8 protein-coding genes are annotated in these 14,175 nt (G+C 71.1%); 2 read left to right on the top strand and 6 right to left on the bottom strand.

Annotation, left to right across the window (positions count from 1 at the left end; all coding sequences use genetic code 11):
- Window positions 1–130 precede the first annotated feature (130 nt).
- Together ABD151_RS10500 and ABD151_RS10495 are read right to left on the bottom strand one after the other, a co-directional pair.
- Window positions 131–1,630 (bottom strand): DEAD/DEAH box helicase, encoded by a 1,500-nt coding sequence (locus ABD151_RS10500; RefSeq protein ID WP_343994038.1) that lies wholly within the window; start codon window positions 1,628–1,630, stop codon window positions 131–133.
- Window positions 1,631–1,895: 265 nt separating this feature from the next.
- Complete coding sequence (locus tag ABD151_RS10495; protein ID WP_343994036.1) at window positions 1,896–3,356, bottom strand: flavin-containing monooxygenase; 1,461 nt, start codon at window positions 3,354–3,356, stop codon at window positions 1,896–1,898.
- A 117-nt stretch (window positions 3,357–3,473) separates the two neighbouring features.
- Between ABD151_RS10495 and ABD151_RS10490 the strand changes: the two genes are divergently transcribed.
- Entirely contained in the window at window positions 3,474–3,977 is a 504-nt protein-coding gene (locus tag ABD151_RS10490; protein WP_343994034.1) for a pyridoxamine 5'-phosphate oxidase family protein, read from the top strand.
- Window positions 3,978–4,057: 80 nt separating this feature from the next.
- Here ABD151_RS10490 and ABD151_RS10485 read toward each other — a convergent pair whose 3' ends face one another.
- The 3 genes from ABD151_RS10485 to ABD151_RS10475 form a co-directional block, all read right to left on the bottom strand.
- Window positions 4,058–6,352 carry an arylsulfatase gene (locus ABD151_RS10485; RefSeq protein WP_343994032.1) on the bottom strand — a complete coding sequence of 765 codons (2,295 nt, stop codon included), beginning with the start codon at window positions 6,350–6,352 and terminating at the stop codon, window positions 4,058–4,060.
- A gap of 132 nt (window positions 6,353–6,484) precedes the next feature.
- Window positions 6,485–7,729, bottom strand: coding sequence for a fatty acid desaturase family protein (locus ABD151_RS10480; protein ID WP_343994030.1), 1,245 nt, complete (start codon window positions 7,727–7,729; stop codon window positions 6,485–6,487).
- A 95-nt stretch (window positions 7,730–7,824) separates the two neighbouring features.
- Window positions 7,825–8,961, bottom strand: coding sequence for a ferredoxin reductase (locus ABD151_RS10475; protein WP_343994028.1), 1,137 nt, complete (start codon window positions 8,959–8,961; stop codon window positions 7,825–7,827).
- Between the two features lie 98 nt (window positions 8,962–9,059).
- On the opposite strand from ABD151_RS10475, the gene ABD151_RS10470 reads away from it, so the two are divergent.
- Complete coding sequence (locus ABD151_RS10470; RefSeq protein ID WP_343994026.1) at window positions 9,060–10,253, top strand: PucR family transcriptional regulator; 1,194 nt, start codon at window positions 9,060–9,062, stop codon at window positions 10,251–10,253.
- 81 nt (window positions 10,254–10,334) lie between these two features.
- Here the strand turns inward: ABD151_RS10470 and ABD151_RS10465 are convergent, their stop codons facing one another.
- Window positions 10,335–14,078, bottom strand: coding sequence for an SdrD B-like domain-containing protein (locus ABD151_RS10465; protein ID WP_343994024.1), 3,744 nt, complete (start codon window positions 14,076–14,078; stop codon window positions 10,335–10,337).
- Between the last annotated feature and the right edge of the window lie 97 nt (window positions 14,079–14,175).

The raw sequence follows: 14,175 nt of genomic DNA, 5'->3' as shown, positions 1-14,175 counted from the left end.
GTGCGTGCATCGCAAGGCGGAGGACCGAAGGCGGGCCGGAGGCCCGTCGAGTGTTCGACAACGCCGCGAGGTGCGTGCCCCGGGCGCGCGAACCGCCCAACAACATCCGACCCGGGACACTCGGTGGGGCTCAGCGCCCCGAGCGGCGTCCGCTGCTGAAGGACGCGGCGCTGTGCCCGCCGCCCTGACCGGACCCGCCGCCCTGGCCACCGGCGCGACCGCCGGAGCGGCCTCCGCCACGACGACCGCCCGAGCCGGCACCGGCCGGCTTCTGCGAGCGCTGCTGGCCCTCGCCACTGCGCTGGCTGCGGCCGGGGCCGCCTGCGGCACGCTCTCCGCCGCTGCGGCGTCCGCCCTCGCCCGTGCCGGACTTGGCACCGCCGCCAGCCTTGTTGGCGTTGGCAGCCGACCGCCGGGCGCGTCGGCCGTTGCCGGCCGACGTCTTGGGCTGCGAAGCCTGCGCGCCCTCGAAGACGATCTCACCGGGACGGCTGCGCTCGCCGGGAGCCAGGTCGATCAGGATCGGGTGCGCCGGACCGTCGATCCGGGTGGTGGTGGGCTTGATGCCCGCGGCCCGGGTCAGGTCGCGGACGTCGCGCACCTGCTCGTCGGTCATCAGGGTGATCACCACGCCCTCGTTGCCGGCCCGCGCGGTGCGGCCCGAGCGGTGCAGGTACGCCTTGTGCTCAGCCGGCGGATCGGCGTGCACGACCAGCGCGACGTCGTCCACGTGGATGCCACGCGCGGCGATGTCGGTGGCGATCAGTGCCGTGGCCTGGCCGCTGTGGAAGGCGTCCATGTTGCGGGTACGGGCGTTCTGGCTCAGGTTGCCGTGCAGCTCGACGGCGGGCACGCCGTTCTTGTTGAGCTGGCGGGCCAGCGCCTTGGCGCCGTGCTTGGTCCGGGTGAAGACCACGGTGCGACCGGGCGCACTGGTCAGGTCGACGAGCACCGGCAGGCGCTGGTCGCGGTGCAGGTGCAGCACGTGGTGGCTCATCGTGGCGACCGGCGACTGCGCCGAGTCGGCCTCGTGGGTGACCGGGTCGACCAGGAACCGCTTGACCAGGACGTCGATGGCCTTGTCCAGGGTGGCCGAGAAGAGCAGCCGCTGGCTCTTCGGCGGGGTCTTGTCGAGCAGCCGGCGCACGGCGGGCAGGAAGCCGAGGTCGGCCATGTGGTCGGCCTCGTCGAGCACGGTGATCTCGATGTCGGCGAGGGTGCAGTGACCCTGGCTGATCAGGTCCTCGAGGCGGCCGGGGCAGGCGATGACGACGTCGACGCCCTTCTTCAGCGCCTGGACCTGCGGGTTCTGGCCGACGCCACCGAAGATGGTGCGCGAGGTGAGCCCGGCGGCGTAGGCCAGCGGCTCCAGGGAGGCCTCGATCTGGCCGACCAGCTCACGGGTCGGGGCCAGGATCAGGGCGCGCGGGGCACCGCTGCGGGCCTTGCGGCCGGAGGCGGCGAGGCGGGCGACCAGCGGCAGCAGGAACCCGTAGGTCTTGCCGGAGCCGGTGCGGCCGCGACCGAGCACGTCGCGCCCGGCAAGCGAGTCCGGCAGCGTCGCTGCCTGGATCGGGGTAGGGGTGGTGATGTCGATCTTGGAGAGTGCGACGACCAGGTCGGTGGGCACGCCAAGATCGGAGAACGTCTGTGCAGGCAAGGGAAATCTCTTCGTTGGTGGTGTCTCACCAAACTCATTCGCTGTGACAGCGAGAAAGTGCCTCGTGATCGAGGGATCGTGGCGCCCGGTGGCCTGGAAGGACCGATGGGGGCCTACGTCGATCGGGCCACGGCAAGACTGGTCGGCCCGATTGCCTTCCACGGTAGTTCATCGCGCACCACAAACCCGAACCGGCGCGACGTGAGGTCGCCCACGCCGCGCCGTCCGCGCTGTCTCAGCTGAACTGCAGGACGCCGTCCTCGAGGTCCGACTTCCGGATCGAGCGGACGTCGTGGAAGTAGCTCTGCTTGAGCTTCCAGGGCGCCACCGACCCCTGCTTGGGCAGCCGGTCGACGGCCCGCAGCACGTAGCCGGCGTCGAAGTCCATGAACGGCTCCTCGCCGACCGACGGGTCGCGGCGCGGGACCACGGTGCTGGTCCGGGTGGCGTCCATGTGGGCCAGCACCCGGCAGACGAACTCGGCGACGAGGTCGGCCTTGAGCGTCCACGAGGCGTTGGTGTAGCCGATCGTGTAGGCGAAGTTCGGGATGTCGCTGAGCATCAGCGCCCGGTAGGCCATCGTCTCCGGCAGCGGCTTCTTCTCGCCGTCGATGGAGAGCTCCATGCCGCCGAAGGCGAGCAGGTTGAGACCGGTGGCGGTGACCACGATGTCGGCTTCGAGCTCAGCGCCGGAGGTGAGCCGCAGCCCCTTCTCGGTGAAGGCCTCGATGGTGTCGGTGACCACCGAGGCGTCGCCCTTGCTGATCGACCGGAACAGGTCGCCGCTGGGCACCAGGCACAGCCGCTGGTCCCAGGGGCCGTAGGTGGGCTTGAAGTGGACGTCCACCGGGTAGCCCTCGGGCAGCATCTTGGTGGTCATCGAGCGGATCGCCTTGCGCACCAGCTTGGGCTGCTTCTGGCTGATGTTGTAGAGCGCGCTGGCCTGGGCGACGTTCTTGAGCCGGACCAGGTCGTAGGCACGCTTCTCACCGACCAGCTTGCGCAGGCGGTTCGCGAGCGGGTCCTTCGAGGGCACGGCGAGGATGTAGGTGGGCGAGCGCTGCAGCATGGTCACGTGCGCGGCGGCGTTCGGGTCGCCCGGCTTCAGCATCGACGGCACCAGAGTGACCGCGGTGGCACCGGAGCCGATCACCACGACCCTCTTGCCGGAGTAGTCGAGGTCCTCGGGCCAGGCCTGCGGGTGCACCACGGTGCCGGTGTAGCTCTCCTGGCCGGCGAAGGTCGGCGTGTAGCCCTGGTCGTAGTCGTAGTAGCCGCTGCAGCACCACAGGAAGCTCGCGGTGTAGGCGACCTCCTCACCGTCCACGGTGGCGCTCACCGTCCACAGCCGGCGCTCGGAGTCCCAGTCCGCACCCTGCACGTGGTGGCCGTAGCGGATCTTCTCGTCGACGCCGTACTCCGTGGCGGTGTCGCGCACGTACTGGAGGATCGACGGACCGTCGGCGAGCGCGCGGTCGTCGGTCCAGGGCTTGAACCGGTAGCCCAGGGTGAACATGTCGGAGTCGGAGCGGATGCCGGGGTAGCGGAAGAGGTCCCAGGTGCCGCCGCTGGCCGCGCGCCGCTCCAGCACCAGGTAGCTCCGGTTCGGGTGCTCGGTGCTGAGCATCGCGGCGGCACCGATCCCGGACAGACCGGCACCGATGATCAGGACGTCGACATGCTCTGGAGTGCTCACCTTGCCGAGACTACTGAACGCGATTCAATTTCGGAAGGGTGTCGCGGCACGCACCGCCACCGATGATTCCGTGCGCTGGGAGCGGTCCACCTGGTACCGACCACCTCTGGAGTGAGCATGCCCGCACGACCGACCGCCCGGCTCGATCCCCGCTTCAGCACCGAAGGCGCCGAGGCCCTCCCCTGGCCGACGGCGTCCGATCGCTTGAGGGCCGCATCGCTCTACTGGCTGACGACGGTGCGTGCCGACGGCCGCCCGCACGTCACGCCCCTGGTCGGCCTCTGGTCAGACGACACCTTCGTCTTCTGCACCGGCCCCGACGAGCAGAAGCGGCACAACCTCGCGACGTCGCCCGCCCTGTGCGTGACCGTCGGCGACGACACCTGGAACGCCGGCCTGGATGTGGTCGTCGAGGGCGAGGCCAGCCAGGTCCGTGGCCGCGACGCGCTGGCACCGTTGGCTGCGGACTATCTCGCCAAGTACGGAACCGACTGGGCGTTCGAGCCGACGGAGCGCGGCTTCGGCGAGGGCGACGACCACGCCGACGTCTTCGTCGTCCGCCCGCGCAAGGTGATCGCCTTCGCCAAGTCCCCGCACGGGCAGACCACCTTCACCTTCTGAGGCGCCCGCCCGCGGACGTCATGCGAACGGAGCGCCCGCACCCTCGCAACGCATGACCTCCCGGGGAGGGCGCGGGCAGCTCACTCCGCAGCCAGGCTGGCCCGCAACCGGACGGCGTCCGCCTCGGCCAGCGCGCAGCCGCCGGTGAAAACGACCCGGCGCAACCGGCCTGTCCAGGCGAACGGCGGCACGTAGTCCGCGCTGACCGGGAAGCCGGCGTCGTGGCCCAGGCGCAGGCCGCCGCCGCCGATCTGCATGCCACTGGCGCCCATCCCCTGGGGCAGGCCGGCCCGGGCCACCTCGACGCCGTCCACACTCAGCACGCCGACGCCCTCGGCACCCAGGAACCGGAAGCCGACCACCCGCGCGCCGGGCGCCAGCGTCTGGGTGGCGCGGACCCGGTACGGCGTGCTGGTCGTGTTCAGCAGCAGCTCGGGCCGGCCGTTGCGGACCAGCAGCGCCCAGCCGTTGGACCAGTCCCCCATCGCCGCCAGCACGCCCTCGCCGCCGCCCTCGGGCACCTCGATCTCGGCCTCCAGCAGGGTCCCGGCCGCCAGGGACGGCACTACCTCATCGACCGCCGGGCTCGCGCCGGGCACCATCACCACCCGGTCGCGGATCGGCCACAGCGCCGGCTCCAGTCCGCCCAAGTGACCGTAGAGCCCATCGGTCAGTGGAAGCACGTCGTTGGCCTCCGCCTCCGCCCACCACAGCCGCTCCAGCTCGGCACGTCGCTCGGGATGCTCGGCGGCCACATCGTGCTGCTCGGCGAAGTCGTCGGGGGCGAAGAGGTGCCAGGTGTCGGTGGCGAAGTCACGGCTGCCACTGATCATCGCCTCGTCGTCGACGCCGAGCGAGAGGTGATCGGTGGTCGCCTTCCACCCCTGGTGGATGATCGAGCGCGAGCCCAGCGTCTCGAAGTACTGCGTCTCGCGGGCCGGCGACACCGCACCGTCCCGCACGCTCGGCAGCAACGAGGCCCCGGCCAACGGCTGCTGCGCGACGCCGTCCACCGTCGCGGGCGGCACCACGCCACAGGCCTCGAGGATGGTCGGTGCGAGATCGACGACATGGCACCACTGCTCGCGCACCGCGCCGGCATCGGCACTGCCGCCGGCAGGCTTGAGGATCATCGGCACCCGGGTCCCGCCCAGCCAGGAGTAGCGCTTCCACAGGTGGAACGGGGTGTTCCCCGCCCAGGCCCAGCCCCACGGGTAGTGGTTGTAGGCCCCGAAGCCCCCGATCTCGTCGATCGCAGCGAGGTTGTCGGCCAGCGAGTCGGCCACCCCGAAGCCGAAGCGGTGCTCGTTGAGCGAGCCGTGCCGACCACCCTCGGCGCTCGCGCCGTTGTCGCTGGTCAGCACGATCATCGTGTCATCGGCGATGCCCAGCTCCTCCAGCCCCGCGAAGAGCCGCCCGAGGTGGTGGTCGAAGTGGCTGATGAAGCCGGCATGCGCCTCGGCGTAGCGGGAGTAGAGCCGGCGCTCGTCGTCGCCCAGCTCCTCCCACGCCTGGATCCAGTCGGGGCGCGGGCTCAGCTCGGTGCCCTCGGGGACCACACCCGCCGCCACCTGGCGAGCGAAGACCCGCTCGCGCAGCGCCTCCCAGCCGTCGTCGAAGCGGCCCGCGTACGTCTCGATCCACTCCTTCGGCGCCTGGTGCGGCGCATGGCCGACCCCTGGAGCGAAGTAGCAGAGGAACGGCTTCTCCGGCGCGGCATGCTTCTGGTCCCGCACCATCCGCAGCGCCTGGTCGACCAGGTCCTCGGTGAGGTGGTAGCCCTGCTCGGGAGTGCGTGGCGCCTCGATCGGCGAGTTGTCGCGGTAGAGCGTCGGCGTCCACTGGTTCGCATCGCCATGCAGGAAGCCGTAGTAGTGCTCGAACCCCTGCGCCAGCGGCCAGGTGTCGTAGGGGCCCGCGGCGCTGCGGTCGTTGCGCGGCGTGAGGTGCCACTTGCCCACCGCCATCGTGCTCCAGCCCTGGTCGCGCAAGGTGCGCGCGATGGTGGCGGCGGAGCGCGGGATGCGGCCGCTGTAGCCCGGGTAGCCGGTCGGCATGTCGGCCAGGAAGCCGACCCCGACGGCATGCGCGTTGCGACCAGTCAGCAGGGCGGCGCGGGTCGGCGAGCACATCGCCGTCACGTGGAAGCGGTTGTAGCGCAGGCCCTCCGCGGCCAGCCGGTCGATGTTCGGGGTCTCGATCTCGGCGCCGAAGGCGCCGAGCTGGCCGAACCCGACGTCGTCGAGCAGGACCACCAGCACATTGGGCCGACCGGCAGGGCGCGGCCGGGGTGGGTGCCACGGGGTCGACTCCTCGGCACGCAGGGCGATCCGGGGCCCGGCCGCTGCGGGATCTGCTGCCTGCTGGTCGGTCATCGCCCACGCTCCTCGGCTCGATGCAATGCGTCGGCGCTAACTCTGGCGCTGCGCGGCCCGCTCGCGCAGGGGTTCGCAGAAATGCCGAACACCCGCCCCCGGCGAACCGGGGACGGGTGCTGCATACAGGGCTCAGGCGGCCTTGGCGGCCTCACGCTGCTGGCGCTCGGCCCGACGCTGCGCGGCGTCGTGGGCGCGGCGGACCTTGGGGCCACCGGTGGTCAGCTTGTGCAGGACGCCGAGCTGCTGCGGCAGGTTCTTGGCGTTGGTGGCGGCCAGCCAGCCGTTGGGCAGCGAGAGCCGGAAGATCTTGTGCCAGGCGCTGGCGACCTGCTTCGGCAGCGGCGCCTCGTGGTAGTTCAGGCCGTACTGCTCGAAGAGCGCCTTCACCTTCGGGGCCACCTCGGCGTACCGGTTGGACGGCAGGTCCGGGAAGAGGTGGTGCTCGATCTGGTGCGACAGGTTGCCGGTCATCAGGTGCATCGCCTTGGAGCCGGAGATGTTCGCCGAGCCCAGCATCTGACGCAGGTACCACTCGCCGCGGGTCTCCTTCTCCGGGATCGCTGCCCGCTCGAAGGTCTCCACGCCCTCGGGGAAGTGACCGCAGAGGATCACCGAGTTGGTCCACAGGTTGCGGACCAGGTTGGCGGTGAAGTTGGCGGCCAGCGTCGGCAGGAAGGAGCCGGTCGGGATCGACAGCGCCGGGTGCACGACGTAGTCCTTGGTGGCCTGCTTGCGGATCTTCTTCAGCGTCGACTTGACGCCGCGCTTGAACTCCTCGGAGCGCTTCTCCTTGGGGATCTTCAGGTTCTTGCCGAGCTGAAGGTCGTAGGCGGCGATGCCGTACTCGAAGAAGCAGGCGTTGATGAAGCTCCACAGCGGCTGGCCGAGGTGCATCGGCGCCCAGCGCTGGTCCTCGTCGACGCGCATGATGCCGTAGCCGAGGTCGTTGTCCTTGCCGACGATGTTCGTGTAGGTGTGGTGCACCTGGTTGTGCGAGTGCTTCCAGCTCTCGGAGGTGGAGGCGTTGTCCCACTCCCAGGTGGTGGAGTGGATCTTCGGGTCGCGCATCCAGTCCCACTGGCCGTGCATGACGTTGTGCCCGATCTCCATGTTCTCCAGGATCTTGGCCACGCTGAGGCCGGCGGTGCCGACGATCCAGGCAGGTGGGAAGACGCTGAAGAGCAGGACGGCACGGCTGCCCAGCTCGAGCTTGCGCTGCACGTCGACGACCTTGCGGATGTAGCGGGCGTCGCTCTCGCCCCGGGTGTCCAGCACGTCCTGGCGGATCGCGTCGAGCGCAGCCCCCAGGGCTTCGATGTCAGCCGCGGTGAGGTGCGCGGTGGGGTTGACGGGCTTCCGGGTGATCGTGGTCATCTTCGCTACTCCGCTTCTGCCGGTCCGGCAGTCTGGTTCGGGTGGATCGGGTGGTGTGATCGCGGCGGGTGGCCGCCGATCGCGGTGCTTTCGATCTAGTGCTCGATGTGGCAAGCCCCCGCAGGTGCGCTGATGCAGGTCTGGATCATGACGCCGCCCGGGTCGGTCTCGCCGGGGGTCGCGGTGGTGATCTCACCGTTGCGCAGGTCGCGGACCGCGCCCTGCTTCATCGGCAGCACGCAGCCCATGCAGATGCCCATCCGGCAACCGCTCGGCATCAGCATCCCGGCCTCTTCGGCGGCGTCCAGGATGGTGGTCGCGCCGTCGAGCTCGAGGTCGACGCCGGAGACGCCGAAGCTCACCGAGCCACCCTCGCCGGCGACCACCGGAGCGGCGCGGAACTTCTCGGTGAACAGCTCCAGGCCGCGGGCCTCGTGGTGCGCGCCGAGGGCGTCGAGGAGCCCGGCCGGGCCGCAGGCGTAGGTGGTGCGCTCGGCGAGGTCCGGCACCAGCGCCTCGAGCTCGGCGACGTCGAGCACGCCGTGCACGTCGTCGTAGCGGGCGATCAGGTCTATCGCGCCGGCCGCGTCGAGCTCGCGGAGGTTCTGGATGAAGATCGAGTCGGGCTCACTCGGCGCGACGTGCACGACGGTGATGTCCAGGCTGGCGCTGCGCGCGAAGCGGACCACGCCGGAATCGGTGACCGGGAACAGGTTGCGCAGCATGCCGATCACCGGGGTGACCCCGGAGCCGGCGGTGACGAAGAGGAACTTGTGCGCCTGCGCGGCCTCCAGCTCGGGCAGCACGAAGTCGCCGGTGGCCTGCTCCAGGTGGACCAGCGTGCCGGGGCGTGCCTGGTGCACCAGGTGGTTGCTGACCAGGCCGTCGGGGACGGCCTTGACGGTGATCGAGATGTGGCCGTCGCGGCGCGGGCCGTGGGTCAGCGAGTAGGCACGCCACTGGCGGACGCCGTCCACGTCGACGCCGATCCGCAGGTACTGGCCGGGAACGTGGCCGGCCCAGTCCGCGCCGGGCTTGATCACCAGGGTGGCGGCGTCGGCGGTCTCCGCCTCGACCGCGACGATCCGGCCGCGCAGGTCGGCGCCCGAGCGCAGCGGTGCGAAGAGGTCCAGGTAGTCGGCGGGGAGCAGTGGCGTCGTCGCGGCCTCGACGGCGCGGACGACGACGTCACGCATCCGGCGAGGTGCACGGTGAGCATCCAGGGTGGCCATGGAGCAATCGTGCCTAGTGAAGCGCTCCGACTCATGACCTTGCCCGCGTGAATCCGGGCTAGTCTTTTGTTCATCCCGCATGAAAAAGGAGGCCATCCATGACGAGCCGCTCCACTTCTGGCCTCCGATTGCCCGATCCGGTGGTCGCCGCGATCCGTGCCGAGCTGCCCGGCGCGGCCGAGCGCTGCATCGCCGCGGTGATGCGGGAGGTGCCCCAGTACTCCGAGCCGTTCCGTGGCCGGATGGGTCGCAACATCGAGAACGCGGTCACCCTGGCCTTGGGCGGCTTCCTCGACATGGCCACCACCGACGCCGGGATCGAGCCGGGCTCGATGGTCGAGTCGGTCTTCGAGGCGGCCTACGCGCTGGGCCGCGGCGAGGCCCGCAGCGGGCGGACCATGGACGCGCTCGCGGCCGCCTACCGGGTCGGCGGCCGGGCCGCCTGGCACGACCTGTCCGCGAGCGCGGTCGAGAACGGCCTGCCGGCGGCGGAGGTGGCGAAGTTCGCGGAATTCGTCTTCGACTACATCGACCAGCTCTCCGCAGCCAGCGTCTCCGGGCACGCCGACGAGCTGGCCACCTCCGGACGGGTCCGCGAGCGGCACCGGGAGCGGCTGGCGCACAGCATCCTGACCGGTGTCGACCGGGCCAGCCTGACCGTGCTCGCCGAGCGTGCCGACTGGGCGCCGCCGGCCACGCTGACCGCAGTGATCGCGCCCTCCTCGGCGAGTGCCGTGCTGCGCTCCCAGCAGGAGGCGCGCACGCTGCACGCCGGATCCGACGCCCCCGGCCTCGACGACCACCCCGACCTCACCGTGCTGCTGATCCCCGACCTCGGCGATCGGGCCCGCACCGCGCTGGTCGCCCAGCTCGCCGATCGCCAGGCGGTGGTCGGCCCGACCCGCCCGTGGGACCAGGCCCGCACCTCGTACCGCCGCGCGCTTCGCGCGATCATCCTCGACGTCGCCCGCCCCGGCGCCTCCGCGGACTCCGAGGACCACCTGGTGCCGCTGGTGCTCACCGCCGACCGGGCGGCCCTGGCCGACCTGCGCGAGCGGGTGCTCGCGCCGATGCAGGGACTGCGCCCGACCACCATCGAGAAGCTGACCGAGACCCTGCGCGCCTGGGTGCTGCACCAGGGCCGGCGCGACGAGATCGCCACGGTGCTCTTCGTGCACCCGCAGAGCATCCGCTACCGCGTCGGCCGGCTCCGTGAGCTCTACGGAGACCGGCTCACCGACCCGCAGTTCATCCTGGAGGCGGCCGTCGCGCTGGGCCTGTCCGAGGGCTGAGGCACTCGCCGGACGTCATCCGCCCCGAGCCACGGGGCCACGAAGCGCATGACGTCCCGCGGCTCAGCGCGCGGCAGCGACTCAGCGCGCGGCAGCGAGGCGACGTCGGCGCATCACCAGCAGACCGGCGGCGAGCAGGAGCAGGCCCGCGCCGATCGCCGGGCGCAGCGTCGCCGGGGCGCCGGCGTCCGGGAGTGCGTCGGAGCCCGACGGCGACGGATCGTCCGTCTCGTCCGTCTCGTCGCCGGGATCGCTCGGGTCGCTCGGGTCGGTCTCGTCGTCCGGGTCGGTCGGCGCCACCGGGGCGGCTGCGATGGTGAGCGCCGCGCCGTCGACGTTGTTGCCCTGGGAGACGTCGGTGGAGCCATCGGTGAACGCGACCACGGCAGAGATCGAGCCGGTGCCCGCCGAGACCGCCGTGCCCTTGAGGGTCACCGTCGGCAGCGCAGCACCGGGCAGAACCGGCTCGGCGCTGAGGCATTCGGCACTCTGGCCCGTGGTCGTGCAGGTCCAGTCGTCACCCTCCGCGGTGTCCGGACGCAGACCCGACGGCAGCGTCACCGTGAGCCGCACGCCCACCGCTGGCGAGGCGCCGCGGTTGGTCACGGTCGCGGTCAGTCCCACGGTGTCGCCCACCTTGACGCCGGACCCGGCCTTCAACCGGGCCGAGCCGGCAGCCTTCGCGGCGCCCTGCTGCAGCTGGAGGTCGACGGCGAGGTCGTCGGCGCGCGCAATGAGGCCGGCATCGATGTCGCGCAGGTGCGCGGTCGCGTCGCTGGCGAAGGTGAGCACGAGCTCGCCGCTCAGCGCGCTGATCCAGTCGACGTCCGAGCCGGACTGCGCGTCGCCGCGCCCGGGGACGGTGAGCGCCTGACCGGCGGCGAGCTCCACCCCGACCTGATAGGAGCCGGGGGCGAGGTCACCGAAGGAGTAGTCGCCGTCAGCGTCGGTCAGCATGGTCGCGACCGGGGTGCCGGCGTCGGAGACCGACGTCGCAGGAGCCGAGGGCGTCGCCGCGTACAGGTTCACGGTGACGTCCTCGACCCCGTTCTCGCCGGCGTCCCGGACGCCGTCGCCGTCGCCGTCGGCCCAGACCGATCCGGCCAGCGTCCCGCGCTCCAGGCCGAACAGGTAGTCGGTGGCCCGCTCGGCCGGATCCAGGTCGATCCCGGAGATGACGGTGGACGACGCCACGGTGCCGCCGGCTGTGCCGAGTGTCGGGGCGCCCTCGCGATAGCCGGACGGCGGCGTCTCGGTGATCGTGTAGCTGCCGGCCAACAGGTCGTCGAACCGGTAGCTGCCGTTGGACCCTGTCGTCGCCTGGATCGGGGTGATCGATCCGCTCGGGTCGGTCCCGGTCAGCGTCACGGTGACGCCCCCGATCCCGGACTCGCCGGGGTCACGGGCTCCGTTGCGGTCGTCGTCCGCATAGACCGTGCCGGCGAGCGAACCGACGGTCTCACCGAAGAGGTAGCCGGTGCCCGCCGTCCGCGCCGCCAGGTTGATGGCGGAGATGGCGTTGGTGGTGGCGCTGCCGCCTGCGGTGCCCGCAGCCGTCGAGCCGTCTCCGTAGCCGGTCGGCTGCATCTGGGCGATCTCGTACGTGCCTGCGCGCAGGTTGGCGAAGTCGTACTCTCCGGTGGCGGGATCCGAGACGGTGCTCAGCGTCACGGCGTTGCCGTCCGTGTCCTGACCGTTCAACAGCATGGTCACACTGCGGAGTCCGGGCTCGCTCGGCTGCTGGGCGCCGTCGCGGTCCCGGTCGATGAAGACAACTCCGGCCAGACTCGAGGTGGGCCGCTCCGCGAAGAGGTTGCCGGCGCTGCTCTGACCGTCGGTCAGGGTGACCACCATGCTGTCGTTGCCGTCGAAGACGGCGTTGCTGCCGGGAGTGTCGATGCCGTCGTCGTAGGCCGCCGGCTGGGACTCGGTGAGGGTGTAGGTACCGGCTGCGACGTTGTCGAACGTGTACCCGCCATTCGGTCCCGAGGTGGTGACCCGGGTCGGAGCAGCCGCTCCGACGAGCGTCAGGGTGACGCCGCTGATCCCGGTGTCACCGGTGTCGAGCTGGCCGTTGCCGTTGCGGTCCGCGAAGACCCGGCCACCGATGCTGCCGACCGTCGGCACGGCGACGGTCGAGCTGTCATCGACGGTGCCGACCGACGAGGTGGCGGTCACCGAAGCGGTGTTCGAGTTCCCGAGGACGGGCGCAGTGGCCGAACAGGTGTAGTTGTACGAGGCACCGATCGCCAGCGAGGCGGTGACGGCGTTGCACGCCGGGGTGATCGCGTCGGTGACCTGGATGTCGGTCAACGGAACATCCCCCGCGTTCTCGACGACGATCGTGAAGGTGATCGTCTCGCCGGCCTGATAGCTGCTCTTGTCGACGCTCTTGGTGATCTCGACCGCCGGGTGCACCACATCGATCTCGGTGGCGCTGCTGGCGGTCAGGGTCTCTCCGAACGAGCTCTGCGCGCTCGCGGTGTTGACCACGTCGGCGTCATCGGCGGGAGCATCGGCGGTGCAGGTGTAGGAGGCGTCGGCGCCGGCGGCGATGCTGCCCAGGGTCCGGTCGCAGGCGGCGATGGGGCTGTCCACCACGACCCCACTGACCGCGACGTCGGGGGAGCCGACCGTGATCGTGTAGTCGATCGGGTCGCCCTCCCGGTAGGGCCCGGCGGGGCTCGGCACGGTGGTCAGGGTCAGGGAGGCGACAGGTACCGAGAGCACCAGCCCGGTCGCCAGGAAGGTGTCGCCCGCGGTGGTCACGGCGAGGGTGGCCGAGGTGGCACCGGGCGCGATCGGCGCAGCCATGCTCTTCGCATCGACGCTCAGGTTGCGGGGCACCGCAGGGCTCGTCCCGTGGTCTGCCCGGCCGTCGAAGAAGTTCGTGGTCGCAGCGGTGGCGGGCTCCGCAACGCTGGTGCCGTTGATCAGGAACTGGTCGCCCGAGATGTTGGCGTCGCCCTCGTAGCCGGTCACGCCCACCCGCGAGCCGCCGGCCGCGGCCCGGAAGCCGGTGACGCTCACCGTCGTCGTCGGGTCCACCGAGGACTGCCGGACATGCCCGTCATAGAGGACGACCCGCTTCTTCTGGGGCGCCTGGGCGGTGGGGCCGGCGTAGGAGTAGACGACGGCGAGCGACCAGCCGCTGTAGCAGCCGAAGCCCTGCGGACTCCAGACATTGCCGAGGGTGATCGTCAGCGGCTCACCGGTCGGCGCACTCGCGAACTGGTTGGTCACCGTTGCTTGGGCGGCATAGAACTGCGGCTGACTGTTGGGAACGTTGGCCAGGGCATCGCGGGAGATGACCTGCGGCGCGACCGTGGTGGTCGCACCGGCACCGACGGTGAGCCGGGTCGAGGTGCTCTCCGGCGTGCCCGACGGCAGCACGGCCGTGCCGGCCCCGGCCAGGAACTGGCGGGTGTTGCAGCCGGGCGAGGTGGAGATGGTCCCGTCGGCGAGGCGGATCGTGCCGGTGTCGCCACTCCAGCTCAACCGGGCGAAGGCGACCCTGGCGCCGTCCGGGATGGTGATCGTGGCCTGACTCGAGTTGTAGGTCGCCGCGCTGGCGTCGACATCGGCCCATCGCATGTAGTACGAGTCGTTGATGCCGGTCGCTGCGGCGTAGGTGCCTGCCTGGGTCTGCGCGCAGGTGGCGATCGGCTCGCCGAAGGGGTCGACCGGACTGGTCAGCGACGGGCAGGCCTGGTTGCCGTTGCCGGCCAGGATGAAGTCGCCGTAGACGGCCTCGTTGTAGTTCAAGGCGAACGGCCGCACGACGGCCGCCTGCGCCGGGGCCGGTGCGGTCAGTGCGACGAGCACAGAACCGAGGGCGGTTCCAAGGCCAAGCGTCGCCGCGGTCAGGACACGACTCGTCTTCGTTCTCACGGGGGATCCTCTGCGCAGGGGTCGCGCGGAG

The sequence above is a fragment of the Nocardioides dubius genome (assembly GCF_039528155.1).
GTDB classification, from domain to species: domain Bacteria; phylum Actinomycetota; class Actinomycetes; order Propionibacteriales; family Nocardioidaceae; genus Nocardioides; species Nocardioides dubius.
Note: the sequence above shows the minus strand (reverse complement) of the source record. Positions and strands in the feature narration are given on the sequence as shown.